We start from the raw sequence: 16,978 nt of genomic DNA on the forward strand, positions 1-16,978 counted from the left end.
GCTAGAACCTTGACACCGGCGTCAGGGCAAGCCCGAAAGTTTCACGATCGCTTGCCGCCCGGGCGGGGTCGCGGTTTTAATACGCCGAGAACCCCGCCCCGCGCCCCGTGAAACGTTTTTGCCTTCTGGGAAAGCGCTTACCCGACGAGAGGACCCGTGATGCGGTTACGAAAGGCCGCCCTCGCCCTGGCGACGGCACTGGCCACGGCGGCGACCGGCGCCGCCGTGACGACCGGTGGCCCCGCCCAGGCCGCCCCGCCGACCAAGCAGATGGAGGACCTGGACCGCGGGCTGATCAGCGTACGCTCCGGCTCCGGCAACCTCGTCTCCTGGCGGCTGCTCGGCACCGACCCCGACGGCGTCTCCTTCAACCTCTACCGCGGCTCCACCAGGATCGTCTCCGGCCTGACCGCCTCCACCAACTACCTCGACAACGGCGCAGCCGCCGACGCCTCCTACACGGTCCGGGCCGTGGTCGGCGGGGCCGAGCAGGCCGCCTCCCCCGCCTCGCTGCGCTTCACCGGCGGCGCGTACCTCGACGTGCCCATCCAGCCCCCGTCCGGCGGCACCACCCCCGACGGCGTCTCCTACACCTACAGCGCCAACGACGCGAGCGTGGGCGACGTGGACGGCGACGGCCAGTACGAGATCATCCTGAAGTGGGACCCGTCCAACGCCAAGGACAACTCCCAGTCCGGCTACACCGGCAACGTCTTCGTGGACGCCTACCGGCTCAACGGCACCCGCCTGTGGCGCGTCGACCTCGGCCGCAACATCCGCGCCGGCGCGCACTACACGCAGTTCCAGGTCTACGACTACGATGGCGACGGCCGGGCCGAGGTCGCCATGAAGACCGCCGACGGCACCAGGGACGGCACCGGCGCCGTCATCGGCAACTCCGGCGCCGACCACCGCAACTCCAGCGGCTACGTGCTGTCCGGCCCCGAGTACCTGACCATGTTCAACGGCCTGACCGGGGCCGCCATGTCCACGGTGAACTACGACCCGCCGCGCGGCACCGTCTCCTCCTGGGGCGACAGCTACGGCAACCGGGTGGACCGGTTCCTGGCCGGGACGGCGTACCTGGACGGCGAGCGGCCGAGCCTGATCATGGCCCGCGGCTACTACACCCGCAGCGTCATCGCCGCCTGGGACTTCCGCAACGGCACGCTCACCAAGCGGTGGACGTTCGACAGCAACTCGGCCGGCTCGCAGTACGCCGGCCAGGGCAGCCACAGCCTGTCCGTCGGCGACGTGGACGCCGACGGCCGCGACGAGATCGTCTACGGCGCCATGGCCGTCAACGACAACGGCACCGGCATGTGGTCCACCCGCACCGGCCACGGCGACGCCCAGCACCTCGGCGACTTCGACCCGGCCCGCGCCGGCCTGGAGTACTTCAAGGTCAGCGAGGGCACCAGCCAGCCCGGCTCGCTCTACATCGACCCCCGGGGCGGCCAGGTCCTGTGGCAGACGGCGTCCGGCTCCGACAACGGGCGGGGCGTGGCCGGGGACATCTCGACCGTGCGGGTCGCCTCGGAGTTCTGGTCCGCCGCGGACGGGAACCTGCGCAGCGTCACCGGCAACACCGCAGGCCGCAAGCCGTCCTCGATCAACTTCCTCGTCTGGTGGGACGGCGACCCGGTGCGGGAGCTGCTCGACCAGACGCGCATCGACAAGTACGGCACGGACGGCGACACCCGCCTCCTGACCGCCTCGGGCGTCCACTCCAACAACGGCACCAAGGCGACGCCGTCGCTGTCGGCCGACCTGTTCGGCGACTGGCGTGAGGAGGTCGTCTGGCCCACCTCCGACAACCGGGCCCTGCGGATCTACTCCACCACGATCCCGACCGACCGCCGCCTCTACACGCTCATGCACGACCCCCTCTACCGGGTCTCGGTCGCCTGGCAGAACACCGCCTACAACCAGCCGCCGCACACGAGCTTCTTCCTCGGCGACCGCATGCCCACGCCGCCCCGCCCGGACATCTACGTCCGCTGACCGTCCTGCTGACGGTTGTGGTCCGGCCGCCCGGCGTGATTCCTCACGCCGCGGCGGCCGGATCACGTCCGGTGGCGATCAGTTCCAGTTCTTCCACTGCTTGCTGCCGGGCCACCAGTACTTGTCCTGACCGGCGGTCTGGCCGCTGCCGGTCTGGCTGGTGCCGTACTGGCCGCTGCCGGACAGGGTGTTGCCGGACTGGACGTTGTCGTACAGGTTGCCGTCGTACTTGTTGTACTCGTCGTACTCGTCGTACTCGGGCTTGACCTGCTCGACCGACTTGTACGGGTCGACCTTCTTGTAGTCGTCGTGCTTGAAGTCGTGCTTGAAGTCGTGCTTGAAGTCACGCCTGAAGTCGTGGCGCCGGTGCTGGCGACGCAGGTTGATGTTGTCGTTGATGTTGTCGACGATGACGTCGACCCGCGGGAGACGCATGCGCGGGCTGCGCAGCACCGGCTTCTCCCTCGTGACGTATCTCGTCTGCGTCACGTGCTTCACCGCCGGCTTCGGCGGGGCGCCCCCGGCCTCGACGGTGGGGACGATGGTGCTCGCGCAGGCCACACCGAGGCCCACGGGCAGGATCATGATGCTGGCGGCCGCACCGGTCAGAGCCAGTGCCGCGAAGCGCCCGCGGCGCGGCGCCCACGTTTGCCGAGTCTTCATATTCACGTGCTCTCGTTTCCGTTCATGGTGATGTCTACCGAAAATCCGGCACTCGCACTTCGGCGTGCGCTCAGACGCAAGCAGACGTACCCATGCGGATGTTCTCTTTTATCCCTCCAAACTCAAAGGACCCATCAAAACCCCCAGAACTCACCTGTAACAGGACGCGCCGTTCGTCTCGGTCTATTCGATGATCTCGTTGACCAGCCTGGACCAGAACGCCGTCAGTTCGCCGCCTCTGTAGCGGATGTGGCGGATGCGTTCATGGCCGCCGTCCCGGTCGGTGCGGTAGACGGCCACCTCGGTGTAGGGGATGCCGTCGTCGTCGAAGCCGGTGTAGAGGTGGGCCCAGTCCCCGGGCTGCGGCGTCCAGTCCGGGAACGCGAGCCGGGCGGCGTGGTCACGCAGCGCGCTCAGCCACTTGTCCTCCCCCGATGTGGCCATACTTCACCGTGCCAGGACAGGGGCAAAGAGTGGGGCAAATGGCACAAAACCGGCACTAGGCGCCGCGGCGGCGGGCGCGGTAGGCGGTGGCCTTGGCGCGGTTCTGGCAGGACAGGCCGCAGAAGCGGCGTGAGGCGTTCCTGGTGACGTCGAAGAAGACCAGCTCGCAGCCCTCGGCCTCGCAGCTGCGCAGCCGGACGCCCTGACCGACGCCGATGACCATGGCGAGGGCCGTGGCGGCGTTCGCGGCCCAGGCGTCGGCGAGGGTCGCGCCCGGGGCGTGGAAGGCCAGGACCGGCGGGTCGCCGTACAGGCTGGGGACCGCCCGGTGGCGGATCAGGACGCCGTTGAGCGCGGCCACCGCGTCCGGGGCGCCGCCGAGGATCGGGCGCAGCTCGGCGGCGATCGCGGCCAGGCGGGCGGCGTCCTCGTCGCCGAGACGTACCGGTCCGGCCGCGCCGGGCGACGGGCTCCAGCCCGCGCGGGCGAGCGCCGCCTCCAGGGCCGGCCCGGGATCGGACGGGGGCTCGACGTCGCGGCCGCGTACGCGGGTCACGGCCAGCCCGTTCACCAGCAGGACGGCCAGCTCCGCCCATCGCCCGACATAACTGTCTATTTGGGATTGACCAGTGATGCGCCACGCGTCTATCGTCACTGGCATAGCTTATCTAGACAGTGAGGAATTGGCATGGACGAGATGGCCCGGCTGGCCCGCCGCATGTGGCATCAGCTCGAACCCCTGCACGCCGTGCTGTACTTCTCCCCCGAGGCGTTCGAGGAGGCCGCCGCCCTCGGCTACGACGTCGAGTCACGCTGGCCGAGCTACTTCGCCTACCGCACCGCCCCGCTCGGCCGGGTCGGCACGCGGCTGGCCACGGCGGCCTGCTACAGCTTCAGCCCGGCGACGGTGGCCGAGCACGTGCCCGCCGTGTGGTCGGTCGCCGCACCTGAGCGGGTGCTGGAGGCGCGGCTGACGGCGGTCGACCGGACGTACCGGAGCCTGCTCGGCGACCTGCTCGCCGGGCCGGAGCTGCGGGAGGCCGCCGAGCTGGCCCGGCGGGCGGCCGAGGGCGCGGGCGTGGAGGGCCGGGCGCTCACCGCCGCGAACCTGGACCTGCCGTGGGCCGACGAGCCGCACCTGGTGCTGTGGCAGGCGGCGACCGTGCTGCGCGAGCACCGCGGCGACGGTCACCTGGCCGCGTTGCTGGCGGCGGAGCTGGACGGATGCGAGGCGCTGGTGTCGTTCGCGGCGATCGGGGCCGCGCCGGTGGAGACGTTCGCCGGGCGCGGCTGGAGCGCCGAGGAGTGGGACGCGGCCCGCGAGCGGCTGGCCGCCCGCGGCCTGGTGGACGCCGGCGGCCAGGCCACCGAACGCGGGCGCGCGCTGCGCGACCGGGTCGAGCGGATGACCGACGAGCTGGCCGCCGGGCCGTGGCGGCTGCTCGGGCAGGAGCGCGCCGACCGGCTCGCCCGGCTCGGCGGGCCGCTGCTGGGCCCGGTCTTCGAGGCGGGCCTGCTGCCGATGACCAGCACGCTCGGCATCGCCACCGTCAAGGCCCCGGACTGACGAGCGCGGCCCGGACCGATCGACGAGACTTGGTCCCGGCCCCCGACGAAAGGGGTGGGTGACGGCTTAACGGGGACAGACGAGGCTGAACGCGGACGAGGAGGGGCGGGATGGGCAGAGGCGCGATCGCGTTGGCGCTGGCGGCGCTGCTGGCCGCGTCGCCGGTCGCGGGCTGCTCCGCCGCGCCCCAGCCCGCCCCCGCGCGGCAGGCCCAGCGGAGCCCGGCGAGCCCGCAGCCCGATCAGAGCCCTTCCGTCCAGCCCCCGGAGGACCGGGGACGGGCGAGCGGGTGCTCGGCCGCGCCGCGACTCAAGGCGGGCCGCCACACGATGACGCACGACGGCCTGCGCCGGACCTTCCTGCTGGCCGTCCCCAAGGGCAAGGGCCCGCATCCCGTCCTGCTGGACCTGCACGGGCTCGGCTCCGACGCCGCGCAGGAGAGCTTCTACAGCCGCCTGGCCGTGGAGGGCCCGCGCCGCGGCTACGTCGTGGCCACCCCGCAGGCCGCCGACGGCCGCATGGGCTGGACACTGCCCGGCACCCCGGGGCCGGACGACGCCGGGTTCCTCGCCGCCCTGCTCGACCGGCTGGAGAGCGGCCTGTGCGTGGACCGGGGGCGGGCGTTCGCGGCCGGCATGTCGTACGGCGCCGCCATGTCCGCCGCCCTGATCTGCGCCCTGGACGGCCGTCTGGCGGGCGTCGGGGCGGTGGGCGGGCTCAGCGTCGCCCGGCCGTGCGACCGGCCGTTCCCCACGACGCTGCTCGCCTTCCACGGCACCGCCGACCGGGCGGTCCCCTACCGGGGCGGGCATCCGTTCCCCGACGCCACGGGCGCCCTGCGCGCCCTCGCCGACCTGGTGGTCCTCCCGCCGGTGGAGCGGGCGGCCGACGACTGGGCGCGGGCGTTCGGCTGCTCCGGCCGCGCGACCACCCGCCCCGCCACCGGCGTACGGCTGCGGACCTGGCGATCGTGCCCCGAGGGCGCCGCCGTGCGCCTCTACACCCTCGACGGCGGCGGGCACACCTGGCCGGGCTCCGCCGAGGTGCCCCGCCTCGGCGCCACCGCCCGCACCCTGGACGCCACGGCGCTCATCCTCGACGCGTTCGACCGGACCCCGGCCCGCTGATCGGCTACCCGGCGCAGCCGCCGCTCCAGCGACTACCCTTGTCGCTCATGACTCAGGTTGGACAGGCGACGGCCCGCGCCCTGCTGCGCCGGCTCGCCGTCGAGCAGGCCGAATGCAAAGTTCCCTCGCTGACGGCGGCGATCGTCCGCGACGGGCGGACGGCGTGGTTCGGCGGGCGCGGCCGGGTGGGCGACGGGCCGCCCACCGCCGCCACGCAGTACCGGCTCGGCTCGATCACCAAGTCGATGGTGGCCGTGGTGGTGATGCGGCTGCGCGACGAGGGCGCGCTTCAGCTCAACGACCGTCTGGACGCCCACCTGCCTGACGCGCCGCACGGCCATTTCACCATCGCCCAGTTGCTCTCGCACACCTCCGGGCTGACCGCCGAGCCGCCCACCGCCTGGTGGGAGCGCACCCCCGGCGTCCCCGTCGACGACCTGTTCAAGCGCCTGGGCCCGGGTGAGGCCAAGCACCGGCCCGGCCGCCGCTTCCACTACTCGAACGTCGGGTTCGCGCTGCTCGGCGAGCTGGTCGCGCGGCTGCGCGGCGGCACCTGGTGGGACGCCGTACGCGAGGAGGTGCTGACGCCGCTCGGCATGGACGGCACCACGCCCCGCCCCCGGGCCCCGCACGCCACCGGCTACGCCGTGCACCCGTGGGCCGACGTGGTGCTGCCCGAGCCCGAGCACGACGCCGACGCCATGGGCCCGGCGGGGCAGCTCTGGTCCACGCCGCACGACCTGGCGCGGTGGGCGGCGTTCCTGTGCGGCGACACGGGCGGGGTGCTGTGCCCCGGCACGCTCGCCGAGATGCGCGAGCCCATCGGCGTGGACGACGGCGACGCCTGGACCTCCGGGTTCGGGCTCGGCCTGCAGCTCGCCCGGTCCGGCGGGCGGCGCCTTTCCGGCCACTCCGGCTCGATGCCGGGCTTCCTCGCCACCGTGTGGGCCGACCCGGCCGAGGGCGTGGGGGTGCTGTTCATGGCCAACACCACCTCCGGGCTCAGCGGGCGGCTGCTCACGGACCTGCTCGACATCCTCGACGAGCACGAGCCGCGCCTGCCCGACGAGTGGCGTCCAGTCGAGGCCGACCCCGCCCTGCTGGCGCTGACGGGGCTGTGGCACTGGGGGCCGAAGCCGTACGCGCTGCGGCTGCTGCCCGAGCGGGGCCTGGCGCTGGAGCCGCTGAACGGGGGCGGGCGGGCGTCGCGGTTCGTGCCGCAGGACGACGGGACGTGGCTGGGGCTCGACGGCTACTACGCGGGCGAGACGTTGCGGGTCTCCCCCGACCATCTCGACCTCAACACGTTCATCTTCACGCGGGAGCCGTACGACCCGGCCGCGCCGGTCCCAGGCGGCGTCGCCGACTGGCACGCCTGACCGCTCCCCCGACGTCCGGGGCCGCGCGGCGGTGGCAGCATGGTCGTGTGCGCGTGGGGATCCTGGGGCCGATCGAGGTCGAGTCGGCCGCCGTCGGCGGCGCCCGGCTGCGCCTGCTGGTCGCCCGGCTGGCGCTGGCGGCCGGGCGGGCCGTCACGGCGGAGGAACTGGCCGGGTGCCTGTGGCCGGACGACCCGCCCGCCGACCCTGGCAACGCGCTGCAGTCGCTGGTCTCCCGCCTGCGGCGGGCGCTGCCCCGCGCCGGGGCGCTGGTGTCGGTGCCCGGCGGCTACCGGCTGGACGCCGGGACCGACGCCGAGGCGTTCGACCGGCTCACCGCCGAAGCCCGCCGCCAGGCCGATCCGGCCGTACGTGAGCGGCTGCTGACCGAGGCGCTGGCGCTGTGGCGGGGGCCGGCACTGGGCGAGCTGGCCGCGTCGCCGTTCGCGGCCGGGCACGCCGCACGGCTGGAGGAGGCGCGGCTGGCGGCCGTCGAGGACCGCGCGGAGGCACGCCTGGCCCTGCCCGCCACCCCCGAAGCCGACGTCGTGGGTGAGCTGGGGGAGCTGGCCGCTCGCCATCCCCTGCGGGAGCGGCTGCACGCGCTGCGGGTCCGGGCCCTGCACGCCGCCGGGCGGCGGTCCGAGGCCCTGGCCGCGTACGAGGAGTGCCGCCGCGCCCTGGCCGCCGAGCTCGGGACCGGGCCCGGGGCCGAGCTGCGCGAGGCCCACCTGGAGGTGCTGCGGGCCGAGCCGCCCCGCCCCCGGCGGACGAACCTGCGCGCCCCGCTGACCAGCTTCGTCGGCCGCGACGCCGAGCTCGCGCGGCTCCACGACCAGCTCCGCGCGGGGCGGCTGGTCACGCTGGTCGGGCCCGGCGGCGCGGGCAAGACCCGGCTGGCGACCACGGCAGCCGCCGCCCTGGTGGCCGAGCACACCGCGACGTGGCTGGTGGAGCTGGCCGCCGTCACCGACCCGGCCGACGTGCCGCGGGCCGTGCTGTCCGTGCTCGGCGACCAGGCGAGCCGCCATCCCGGCGTGAGCGGCACGGTCGAGTCCCTGGCCGAGGCGCTGTCGCCGGGCCGCGTCCTGCTGGTGCTGGACAACTGCGAGCACGTGGTCGAGGCCGCCGCCCGGCTGGCCGAGGAGCTGCTCGGCCGCTGCCCCCGCCTCCGGGTGCTGGCCACCAGCCGCGAGCCGCTGGGCATCCTGGGCGAGACCCTCAGTCCCGTGCCGCCGCTGCCGCCCGAGCCCGCCGTGCGGCTGCTCGCCGACCGCGCCGCGGCCATCGACCCCGCCCTCGTCCTCGACCCGGGCGTCGCCGCCGAGATCTGCCGCCGGCTGGACGGGCTGCCGCTCGCCATCGAGCTGGCCGCGGCCCGCCTGCGCGCCCTGACCCCGCGCGAGCTCGCCGACCGGCTCGGCGACCGGTTCCTGCTGCTGACCGGCGGCAGCCGTACCGCGCTGCCGCGGCACCGGACGCTGCGGGCCGTCGTCGCCTGGAGCTGGGACCTGCTCGACGACGACGAGCGGGTCCTCGCCGAACGGCTCGCCGTCTTCGCGGGCGGCTTCGACCTGGCCGCCGCCGAGGGCGCCGGCGGCAGCCTCGACGTGCTCGCCGCCCTGGTCGACAAGTCCCTCGTGCAGGCCGCAGGCGACGGCCGCTACCGCATGCTGGAGACGATCAGGGAGTACGGGCTGGAACGGCTGGCCGACGCCGGTCTCCTGGCCGAGGCCCGCGCCCGCCACGCCGCCCATTACCGCGACCTGGCCGAGCGGGCCGAGCCGCACCTGCGCGGCCCCGACCAGCTCGCCTGGATCGCGCGGCTGCTGGCCGACCACGACAACATCCTGACCGCGCTGCACCACGCGGCCGACACCGGCGACGCCGACACGGCGCTGCGGCTGGCGGCGGCGATGGGCACGTTCTGGGTCATCCGCGGCTTCAACGCCGATTCCGTCGGCTGGCTCGAACGCGCGCTCGCCCTGCCCGGCTCCGCCCCCCGGCAGGCCCGCCTCATCGCCTCCGCCGTCTGCCTGATCAACGGCGCGCTGGCCGGCGGGCACATCCGGGCGGAGTCCGCGCTGCGCGAGCTGCGCCGTACGGCCGAGGAGGCGGAGCCGGAGCCGGAGCATCCGGTGCTGGCGATGCTGCAGCCGGCGCTGGCGCTGTTCACCGACGACTCGGCGTTCGGCATGGAGGTGATCGGGCGGCGGCTGTCCCATCCTGACCCCTGGACGCGCGGCATGCTGTACGTCGCGCGGGCCGCGCTGAAGGAGAACGACGGCGACATGGCCGGCTCGCGGGAGGACCTGCTGTCGGCGTGCGCGCACCTGCGGGTGGCCGGCGAGCGGTGGGGCCTGTCGATGGCGCTGACCGTGCTGGCGGAGGCGCACGCGGTGTTCGGCGAGTTCGACGCGGCGCTGGCGGCCATGGCGGAGGCCATGACGCTGCTGCGCGAGCTCGATCCGGAGGCGGGCCTGCTGCACCAGCAGGGCTGGCGGGCACAGATCCGGGTGAGGCAGGGCGATGTCGAGCGGGCCCGCGCGGAGTTCCGCGCGATGCTGGAGCCGGACGGCGTCGAGCCGTCGGAGCACGATCTCGCCTTCGCCCACCTGGGGCTGGGTGACCTGGCCCGGATGGAGGGCGAGCTCGGGGCCGCGGGGCGGTCGTACGAGCGGGCGGCGGCGCTGCTGGAGGAGTCCGCCTCGGTCGCGCCGCAGCTGCGGGCGCTGGTCCTGATCGGGCAGGCCCATCTGGCGGTGGCGCGCGGCGCGTTGGAGGAGGCGGCCGGGCGCGTGGCCGAGGCGGTCGAGCTGACGTTGCTGGTGCGGGACATGCCGGTGCTGGCGCGGGCCGCGGTCGCCGTCGCCGAGCTGCGGGAGGCGCAGGGCGCGCCGGAGCGGGCGGCGACGCTGACCGGGGCGGCCGAACGGCTCCGGGGCGCGCCCGACGCGGCGCTTCCCGACGTGGCCCGCCTGACGTCCCGGCTGCGCGCCCGGCTGGGCGCGGCGCGCTACGCCGCCGCCCACGCCCGCGGCCGTGCCCTGCCCCCCGCCGAGGCCGTGTCGCTGGTCCGCGCGGCCACGGCGGACCCGCGCGACAGCGGCTGCACCGGCCCGTGAGGCGCGGCGCGCCGGCGGCGCGGCCGGTCAGGCGCCGGGCACCGGTGGGTGCGGCCGGTCAGGCGCCGGGCACCGGTGGGTGCGGCCGGTCAGGCGCGGCGGCGGTAGGCGGCGACGGCGAGCGGGGCGAGCACCGCCAGCATCACCACGCCCGACACCAGCGTCCACACCACGCCGGTGGCGACGGGCCCGCCCAGCATCAGCCCGCGTGCGGCCTCCATGGCGTGGTTGACCGGGTTGACCGAGACCCAGGCCCGCAGCCACCCCGGCAGCGTCTCCTTGGGAGTGACCATGCTGGTGCCGAACGTCAGCGGGAACAGCACGATGAACGCCGTCCCCTGCACCCCGCCCGGCTCCCGCATCAGCATCCCGACCAGCACGAACGCCCAGCTCACGCAGAACGCCAGGAACACCGTGAGCAGGCACGCCGCCAGCACGGGCACGATCCCCGTGTGCGCGCGGAAGCCCAGCGCGTAGCCGAAGCCGAGCAGCACCGCCTCCGCGAGCACGTACCGGATCAGGTCGCCCAGCACCGAGCCGATGAGCGGCGCCGAGCGGCCGATCGGCAAGCTGCGGAACCGGTCGAAGACCCCCTTCTTGATGTCGGTGTTGAGGTTGACGCCGGTCGCCATCCCGCCGAACAGCACGGTCTGCACCATGATCGCCGGAAGCAGGAACTGCAGGTACTCGCCGGTCGAGCCGGCGACCGCGCCGCCGAGCAGGAACACGTAGACGACGACGAACACGACCGGCTGCAGGGTGACGTCGATCAGTTGCTCGGGGGTGCGCAAGGTCTTGCGGACGCTCCGCCCGGCCAGGGCGAGGCTGTGCCGGGCGAGCCGGAACGGGCGCCGCCCCTCCTCGCCGTGGGCGGCGGCCCGCGAGGGGGCCGCGGTCTCGGTGGTGGTCATGCGGCGCTCTCCTGTCCGGTGCGGTGGCCCGTGAGGGTGAAGAAGACCTCGTCCAGGCTGGGGAGTCGGAGCGACAGCTCGGTGACGGCGAGCCCGGCCGCGTCCAGGCGGCGGACGATCTCGGTGAACGCGGCGGCGTCGTCCACCGGCACGGTCGTCACGTCGCGGCCGGCCGGCTCGGCGGGACGGCCGGCGACCGCCGCGGCGATGGCCGCCGCCTCGGCCAGGCGGGCCGGGTCGGCGGGGCGCACCAGCACGGTCTGGCCGCCGACGACGCGCTTGAGCTCGGCGGCGGTGCCGTGCGCGATCACCCGGCCGTGGTCGACGACCGAGATGGCGTCGGCCAGGGCGTCGGCCTCCTCCAGGTACTGGGTGGTGAGCAGGACGGTGACGCCGTCGGCGACGAGGCGGCGGACGATCGCCCACACGTCCTCGCGCTTGGCCGGGTCGAGGCCGGTGGTCGGCTCGTCCAGGAAGATCACCTCGGGCCGGCCGACGAGGCTGGCGGCCAGGTCGAGGCGGCGCCGCATGCCTCCCGAGTAGGTCGCGGCGCGCCGGTCGGCGGCCTCGGCCAGGCCGAAGTCCGCCAGCAGGCGGGCGGCGCGGGCCTTGGCCTCGCCGGAGCGCAGGTCGAGCAGGCGGCCGATGAGGACGAGGTTCTCCGTGCCGGTCAGGTCCTCGTCGACGGAGGCGTATTGGCCGGTCAGGCCGATGAGGCGGCGGACGCGGGCGGGGTGGCGCACGACGTCCACGCCGGCGACGGCCGCGCGGCCCGCGTCGGGGCGCAGGAGCGTGGCGAGGACGCGTACGGCGGTGGTCTTGCCGGCGCCGTTGGGGCCGAGGACCCCGAGGACGGTGCCGGGCGGGGCGGACAAGGAGATGCCGTTCAGGGCGGTGGTCTCGCCGAAGCGTTTGACCAGGCCCTCGGCTTCGAAGGCGTACATGGGGCCCATCGTGGGGGGCGGCCCTGCCGTTTCCCGCACAGAACGCTGTCAGCCCCCGCGCACCGCCTGACAGCCGCCTCAGCCGGTGAGCGCGCGGGCCAGGTCGGCGGCCGGGCCCGGCGGCAGCGTGCCGTGCAGGAGCTCGACGCGGTGGACGAGGCGCGGCGCGGACACCGGCACCCCCACCGCGCCCGCCACCGCACCGCCCAGGACAGTGGCGGACAGGGCGGAGGCGGGCAGCAGGGTCAGGCCGTGCCCGGCGGCCACGAGGGCGATCAGCGTGCGCACGTCGTCGCCCCGATGCTCCAACGCCACGGGGAAGCCGTCGCCGACGAGGGCGCGCAGCCGGGACAGCGGGCAGAGCGGCGTCCGCAGCCAGCGCGCGTCCGCCAGGTCGGCCAGTCGCAGCGCCGCCCGCCCGGCCAGGGGATGGCCGGCGGGCAGGGCCACGACCACGTCCTCCTCGCCGACGCCCGCGATCGTCATCGGCCCGGCGTCGGGCGGCCGCAGCGGGTCGCTGGGCGCGGCGAGGCCGTCGACCAGCCCGAGGTCCGCCTCCCCCTCGGCCACGAGCGCGGCGACCCGCTCGCGCCCGCACGTCACCACGGTCACCTCCAGCCGGGGCCGTGCGGCGCGGGCCCGCGCCAGCCGGTCGGCGAGGGCGTCGGTGAAGCCGAGCGGGGTGACGGCCAGGGCGATCCGGTCGCGGGGCGCGGCGGCGCTCCGCAGCACGTCGGCGCGGGCCGCGCGCAGCCGCAGCAGCAGCGGCTCGGCGTGCTCCAGCAGCCGCCTGCCGGCCGGGGTCGGCTCCACGGGACGCCGGCTCAGCAGCGGCAGGCCGAGGTCGGCCTCCAGCGCGGCGATCTGCTGGGAGATCGCCGACTGCGTGTAGCCCAGCTCGGCGGCGGCGGCCGAGAAGGAGCCGCGCCGGGCCACGGTCACGAACGTCGTCAGCAGATGAGGGTCCATCAGCACCCCTTATAGCAGGGGCAGGACCCATCGCCGGCGCTTCACCCGGCCGCAGTGGCCCTGAGCAGGTCCCGCAACAGGTCGAAGTCGACGTTCTCCGGCTTGCGGAACCGCAGGCAGCCCTTGCCCATGTCCTGTCCGGCCAGCCGCTCCTCGAACGCCTCGCGGACGTCGGCGCGCATGAGGTAGAAGGAGATGTACTGCTTCTGGCTGGCGAACGCGATCTCGCAGGAGCCGTCGCGCCCGTACGCCGGCATCCCGTACGCCATGACCTCGTCGAAGCCCGCCAGCTCCTCCCGGCACAACTGCCGCAGCCGGGTCAGCACCTCCCTGCGTTCCGCGGGGACCTCGGTCAGGTAGCCGTCGACGTCGCCGGCCTTGCTCTGCGCCATTTCGCCAGGCTATTCCATCAGCAACCCTTATGGCAGGTGCAGGAATCATCGTTGGCGCTTCACCGGTAGCGGCCGTCACGATGGTGGCATGAGAATCGCCCTCGTCGGGGACCGCTCCCCCAGCGTCCGCTCGCACACCCGCGTCCCCTGGGTCATGGAGGCGCTGCGCGAGCGCGACGGCATCGCCCTCGACCCCTACTGGATCCCCACCACGGACGTCGCCGCCGGGCTGGACGGCTTCGACGGCGTGTGGCTGCTGCCCGGCAGCCCGTACCGGGACGAGGCGGGCGCGGTCGAGGCCGTGCGCGTGGCCAGGGAGGGCGGCCTGCCGTTCCTCGGCACCTGCGCGGGCTTCCAGCACATGCTCCTGGAGTACGCACGCCACGTGTGCGGCCTGGACGTGGCGCACGCCGAGAACGACCCGGCCGGCCGCGACTTCCTGCTCACGCCGCTGGCCTGCTCGCTGGCCGGTCACGAGAGCCTGGTCCGGCTCACGCCCGGCACCCTCATCGCCCGGATCGTGGCCGCGCCGGAGACGCTGGAGTCCTACGTCTGCTCGTACGGGCTCAACGAGTCCTACCGGGACGCCCTGACCGCGGGCGGGCTGGTCTTCTCCGGCCACGCCGCCGACGACGGCACCGCCCGCGTCGCCGAGCTGCCCGGCCATCCGTTCCTCCTGGCCACGCTGTTCCAGCCGGAGCTGGCCGAGCGGGACGGCCGGCCGCATCCGGTGATCTCCGCGTTCGCCGCCGCCGTGGCCCGGCACGGCGCGGGGAGGCGGGCCGTCAGGCCGGTCGCCTGATGCTCTCGATGATCCTGGCGAAGCCCTCCTTCCCGTGACCGGCGTCGACCTGGCGCTGCACGAGCTTCTGGACCATGGCGACGACCTCGGTGCTGACGCCCTGCTCGGCGCTGGCGGCCACGAGGTGGCTGAGGTCGGAGAACTCCAGGCTCTGCTGCCCCGGGACGGTGTAGTCGCCGCCGTCGATCACCGCGGCGAACCCTTCGAAGCCGCCGGTCATGGCGGTCAGCCAGGGGGCGGCCATGGCGGCGAACTCCCTCGCCGTCACGCCGGCCGGGGCGACCATGGCGGCGCCGTGCATGAACCCGGCGAACATGACGTACATGCCGGAGAGGAGCGCGAGGTCGTACAGGGAGGCGAGGCCGGCGTCCGCGCCGAAGTAGGTGCTGCTCCCCCACAGGTCGAGCAGGTGCTTGTGCTCGTGGAAGGCGTCCGCCGACCCGCTGTAGAGGACCGACGACCCCGGCCGGCCGATCATCGGCGGCACGGCCATGATGCCGCCGTCGAGGTAGGCGACCCCGGCGCGCTCCGCCCAGACCGCCATCTCCCGCGACTGGGCCGGTGTCGTGGTGGTGACGTTGACCAGGGTCCGGCCGGCCAGCTCGCCCGCGAGCGGTTCGAGCACCTCGCGGACCGAGGCGTCGTCCAGCAGGCAGACGATCACCAGCCGGCCGGCCCGCACCGCGTCACCGGCCGTGGCGGCGGCCCGCGCGCCCTGCGCGACCAGGCGGTCCGCCTTGCCCGGCGACCGGTTCCACACCGTCACCGGATGCCCGGCCGCCACCAGGGCGGCCGCGAGCGCGCCGCCCATCTCTCCCAGGCCGAGAACGCTCACTTGAATGTCGTGGTTCGTCATGGCCCCATCCTGTCCACTACCGGTAGGGTTGACCAGTACGGACTATTTAGTCAGGTACTCACCAGAAAGTAAGTACGGCTGGGAGAGAGCGGATGGCGTCATCGGCACGACGGGGTCCCTACTTCTGCGGCATCGACGCGGCCATGGACGTGGTCGCCGGCAAGTGGAAGTCCCTCATCCTCTGGGAGCTGCACCACCACGGCACCCGCCGGTTCGCCGAGCTGCGCCGCGGCCTGCCGGGCGTCAGCGAGAAGATGCTGGTCCAGCATCTGCGCGAGATGGAGGAGGACGGCCTGGTGCACCGCGAGGTCTACCGCGAGGTGCCGCCGAAGGTCGAGTACTCCCTGACCGAGCACGGCGTCTCGCTCAACGCGGCGCTCGCCCCCCTCGGCGCCTGGGGCACCGAACGCATGGGGCGCATCGGCGCGGCGAAGGTCTCCGTGGACGCCTGAAGCCCCGAGGTCACCTCCGCCGCTCGGCCGCCGCCAGGGCGGCGAGCCCCCGCAGGCTGTGACGGAACACCGCCTTGGCCGCCGGCCGCACCAGCGGCCATCCGGCCCGCCCCAGCGCCCCGAACGGCACCAGCAGCTCCTCCGTCCAGATCACCCGGCTGCCGCTCCCGAGCGCCCGCACCCGGAACGCGCCCCGGCCGCGCACCAGCCGCCCGGTGTGCTCCATCACCACCAGCTCGGGCGGCTCCCACCGGGTGATCGTCATCGTGTCCATGAACCCGAGCGGCCCCACCCCGGTGTAGGCCTCGACGGCGTCAGGGGCCACCTGGCGGGTGCTGGTCAGGAACATCCACTCCCGCTGCCTGGCCCAGTCGGTGAGCAGCGCGAACACCTGCTCGGGCGGCGCCGCCACCTCGACGGCGGCGCCGACGTACACGGCTCTGCCCACGTCGCCTCCTGTCTCTCCTCGCTCCCCCCTACCCCGCGCGCCCGGTGCTAGAGTCCCGTCCGGGATGGACGACCTGAGCGAGCATCTGCAGCCGGTCCCCGGGCAGCGGCTGCGCTTCGGCCACGGCGCCGAGGGCATCGAACGGCTGGAGGCGAGACTCGTCGGCGCGGCGTTCGCCACCCACCGCCACGACACCTACGCCCTCGGCGTGACGCTGTCCGGCGTGCAGACCTTCCGCTACCGGGGCGAGCGGCGGCACTGCCTGCCGGGCGAGTGGCACGTCCTGCATCCCGACGAGCCGCACGACGGCGCGGCCGGCACCGACGAGGGGTTCGGCTACCGCATCCTGTACGTGGATCCGTTCCTGGTGCGGGAGGCGCTGGGCGGCGGGCCGCTGCCGTTCGTGGCCGACCCGATCGTCGCGTCGTCAGGGATGGACCCGTCGCTGCTGGCCTGCCTGCGCCGGATGGACGAGCCGCTGGGCGCGTTCGCCCGGCTGGAGGTCGCGGTGCTGGTGGCCGACGCGCTGCGCAGGCACGCCGGCGGCCCCGTACAGGACGGTCCCGGGCCACTGGCGGTGGCGGCGCTGGCGCGGGTGCGCGAGCTGATCGCGGCCGACCCGGCCGCGCGGCTGACGGTGGCGAAGCTGGAAGGTGTGTCGGGGCTCGACCGGTGGACGCTGGCCCGCCAGTTCCGCGCCGCCTTCGGCACCAGCCCGACCCGGTTCCGCACGATGCGCCGGCTCGACGTCGTACGGCGGGCGCTGCGGCACGGCACGCCGCTCGGCGAGGCGGCCCTGGAAGCGGGCTTCGCCGACCAGGCCCACATGACGCGCATGTTCAAGCGCGCCTACGGCCTCACCCCGGGCCGCTGGCTGGCCGCCCTGCGCCCCTAG

General features: G+C 74.6%; 17 protein-coding genes. 8 read left to right on the forward strand and 9 right to left on the reverse strand.

The window, feature by feature from the left end:
- Window positions 1-159: 159 nt before the first annotated feature.
- Window positions 160-2,004: a rhamnogalacturonan lyase gene (locus ABD292_RS38140; RefSeq protein ID WP_344216261.1), complete on the forward strand. Its 1,845-nt coding sequence runs from the start codon at window positions 160-162 to the stop codon at window positions 2,002-2,004.
- Window positions 2,005-2,082: 78 nt separating this feature from the next.
- Here the strand turns inward: ABD292_RS38140 and ABD292_RS38145 are convergent, their stop codons facing one another.
- The 3 genes from ABD292_RS38145 to ABD292_RS38155 form a co-directional block, all read right to left on the reverse strand.
- Entirely contained in the window at window positions 2,083-2,667 is a 585-nt protein-coding gene (locus ABD292_RS38145; RefSeq protein ID WP_344216263.1) for a hypothetical protein, read from the reverse strand.
- A 183-nt stretch (window positions 2,668-2,850) separates the two neighbouring features.
- A complete protein-coding gene (locus tag ABD292_RS38150) occupies window positions 2,851-3,111 on the reverse strand; it encodes a hypothetical protein (RefSeq protein WP_344216265.1) in 261 nt (86 codons plus the stop codon).
- A 55-nt stretch (window positions 3,112-3,166) separates the two neighbouring features.
- Window positions 3,167-3,766, reverse strand: coding sequence for a CGNR zinc finger domain-containing protein (locus ABD292_RS38155; protein WP_344216267.1), 600 nt, complete (start codon window positions 3,764-3,766; stop codon window positions 3,167-3,169).
- A 33-nt stretch (window positions 3,767-3,799) separates the two neighbouring features.
- Here ABD292_RS38155 and ABD292_RS38160 point away from each other — a divergent pair, with 33 nt between their 5' ends.
- From ABD292_RS38160 to ABD292_RS38175, 4 genes are all read left to right on the forward strand, one after another.
- On the forward strand, window positions 3,800-4,678 hold the full coding sequence (locus ABD292_RS38160; RefSeq protein WP_344216269.1) for an SCO6745 family protein: 879 nt from the start codon (window positions 3,800-3,802) through the stop codon (window positions 4,676-4,678).
- 110 nt (window positions 4,679-4,788) lie between these two features.
- Complete coding sequence (locus ABD292_RS38165) at window positions 4,789-5,805, forward strand: CE1 family esterase (protein ID WP_344216271.1); 1,017 nt, start codon at window positions 4,789-4,791, stop codon at window positions 5,803-5,805.
- A gap of 47 nt (window positions 5,806-5,852) precedes the next feature.
- Window positions 5,853-7,184 (forward strand): serine hydrolase domain-containing protein, encoded by a 1,332-nt coding sequence (locus tag ABD292_RS38170; RefSeq protein WP_344216273.1) that lies wholly within the window; start codon window positions 5,853-5,855, stop codon window positions 7,182-7,184.
- 47 nt (window positions 7,185-7,231) lie between these two features.
- On the forward strand, window positions 7,232-10,309 hold the full coding sequence (locus ABD292_RS38175; protein WP_344216275.1) for an AfsR/SARP family transcriptional regulator: 3,078 nt from the start codon (window positions 7,232-7,234) through the stop codon (window positions 10,307-10,309).
- A gap of 89 nt (window positions 10,310-10,398) precedes the next feature.
- On the opposite strand, the gene ABD292_RS38180 is transcribed toward ABD292_RS38175, so the two are convergent.
- From ABD292_RS38180 to ABD292_RS38195, 4 genes are all read right to left on the reverse strand, one after another.
- Window positions 10,399-11,220: an ABC transporter permease gene (locus ABD292_RS38180; protein ID WP_344216277.1), complete on the reverse strand. Its 822-nt coding sequence runs from the start codon at window positions 11,218-11,220 to the stop codon at window positions 10,399-10,401.
- The gene (locus ABD292_RS38185) at window positions 11,217-12,164 is read right to left on the reverse strand and encodes an ATP-binding cassette domain-containing protein (protein ID WP_344216279.1); all 948 of its coding nucleotides are present in this window, start codon (window positions 12,162-12,164) and stop codon (window positions 11,217-11,219) included. Before ABD292_RS38185 ends, ABD292_RS38180 begins: the two co-directional genes overlap by 4 nt.
- A 78-nt stretch (window positions 12,165-12,242) precedes the next feature.
- Window positions 12,243-13,133 (reverse strand): LysR family transcriptional regulator, encoded by an 891-nt coding sequence (locus tag ABD292_RS38190; RefSeq protein WP_344216281.1) that lies wholly within the window; start codon window positions 13,131-13,133, stop codon window positions 12,243-12,245.
- Window positions 13,134-13,174: 41 nt separating this feature from the next.
- Entirely contained in the window at window positions 13,175-13,525 is a 351-nt protein-coding gene (locus ABD292_RS38195) for an iron chaperone (RefSeq protein ID WP_344216283.1), read from the reverse strand.
- Window positions 13,526-13,613: 88 nt separating this feature from the next.
- Here ABD292_RS38195 and ABD292_RS38200 point away from each other — a divergent pair, with 88 nt between their 5' ends.
- Window positions 13,614-14,327 (forward strand): CTP synthase C-terminal region-related (seleno)protein, encoded by a 714-nt coding sequence (locus tag ABD292_RS38200; protein ID WP_344216285.1) that lies wholly within the window; start codon window positions 13,614-13,616, stop codon window positions 14,325-14,327.
- Here ABD292_RS38200 and ABD292_RS38205 read toward each other — a convergent pair.
- Window positions 14,311-15,183, reverse strand: coding sequence for an NAD(P)-dependent oxidoreductase (locus ABD292_RS38205; RefSeq protein WP_344216287.1), 873 nt, complete (start codon window positions 15,181-15,183; stop codon window positions 14,311-14,313). The genes ABD292_RS38200 and ABD292_RS38205 overlap by 17 nt on opposite strands.
- A gap of 92 nt (window positions 15,184-15,275) precedes the next feature.
- Here ABD292_RS38205 and ABD292_RS38210 point away from each other — a divergent pair, with 92 nt between their 5' ends.
- Window positions 15,276-15,635, forward strand: coding sequence for a winged helix-turn-helix transcriptional regulator (locus ABD292_RS38210; RefSeq protein ID WP_344216289.1), 360 nt, complete (start codon window positions 15,276-15,278; stop codon window positions 15,633-15,635).
- 10 nt (window positions 15,636-15,645) lie between these two features.
- Here the strand turns inward: ABD292_RS38210 and ABD292_RS38215 are convergent, their stop codons facing one another.
- Window positions 15,646-16,083 carry an SRPBCC family protein gene (locus tag ABD292_RS38215; protein ID WP_344216291.1) on the reverse strand — a complete coding sequence of 146 codons (438 nt, stop codon included), beginning with the start codon at window positions 16,081-16,083 and terminating at the stop codon, window positions 15,646-15,648.
- Window positions 16,084-16,147: 64 nt separating this feature from the next.
- Here ABD292_RS38215 and ABD292_RS38220 point away from each other — a divergent pair, with 64 nt between their 5' ends.
- Window positions 16,148-16,978 (forward strand): AraC family transcriptional regulator, encoded by an 831-nt coding sequence (locus ABD292_RS38220; protein ID WP_344216293.1) that lies wholly within the window; start codon window positions 16,148-16,150, stop codon window positions 16,976-16,978.

The organism is Nonomuraea bangladeshensis (genome assembly GCF_039529455.1).
GTDB lineage: Bacteria > Actinomycetota > Actinomycetes > Streptosporangiales > Streptosporangiaceae > Nonomuraea > Nonomuraea bangladeshensis.

Bases quoted from the DNA above. Each gene is read 5' to 3' on its own strand.
- ABD292_RS38205 (WP_344216287.1), bottom strand. From the start codon at position 15,183: ATGACGAACCACGACATTCAAGTGAGCGTTCTCGGCCTGGGAGAGATG.
- ABD292_RS38220 (WP_344216293.1), top strand. From the start codon at position 16,148: ATGGACGACCTGAGCGAGCATCTGCAGCCGGTCCCCGGGCAGCGGCTG.
- ABD292_RS38180 (WP_344216277.1), bottom strand. From the start codon at position 11,220: ATGACCACCACCGAGACCGCGGCCCCCTCGCGGGCCGCCGCCCACGGC.
- ABD292_RS38185 (WP_344216279.1), bottom strand. From the start codon at position 12,164: ATGTACGCCTTCGAAGCCGAGGGCCTGGTCAAACGCTTCGGCGAGACC.
- ABD292_RS38195 (WP_344216283.1), bottom strand. From the start codon at position 13,525: ATGGCGCAGAGCAAGGCCGGCGACGTCGACGGCTACCTGACCGAGGTC.
- ABD292_RS38150 (WP_344216265.1), bottom strand. From the start codon at position 3,111: ATGGCCACATCGGGGGAGGACAAGTGGCTGAGCGCGCTGCGTGACCAC.
- ABD292_RS38140 (WP_344216261.1), top strand. From the start codon at position 160: ATGCGGTTACGAAAGGCCGCCCTCGCCCTGGCGACGGCACTGGCCACG.
- ABD292_RS38165 (WP_344216271.1), top strand. From the start codon at position 4,789: ATGGGCAGAGGCGCGATCGCGTTGGCGCTGGCGGCGCTGCTGGCCGCG.
- ABD292_RS38170 (WP_344216273.1), top strand. From the start codon at position 5,853: ATGACTCAGGTTGGACAGGCGACGGCCCGCGCCCTGCTGCGCCGGCTC.
- ABD292_RS38200 (WP_344216285.1), top strand. From the start codon at position 13,614: ATGAGAATCGCCCTCGTCGGGGACCGCTCCCCCAGCGTCCGCTCGCAC.
- ABD292_RS38160 (WP_344216269.1), top strand. From the start codon at position 3,800: ATGGACGAGATGGCCCGGCTGGCCCGCCGCATGTGGCATCAGCTCGAA.
- ABD292_RS38190 (WP_344216281.1), bottom strand. From the start codon at position 13,133: ATGGACCCTCATCTGCTGACGACGTTCGTGACCGTGGCCCGGCGCGGC.
- ABD292_RS38210 (WP_344216289.1), top strand. From the start codon at position 15,276: ATGGCGTCATCGGCACGACGGGGTCCCTACTTCTGCGGCATCGACGCG.
- ABD292_RS38145 (WP_344216263.1), bottom strand. From the start codon at position 2,667: ATGAAGACTCGGCAAACGTGGGCGCCGCGCCGCGGGCGCTTCGCGGCA.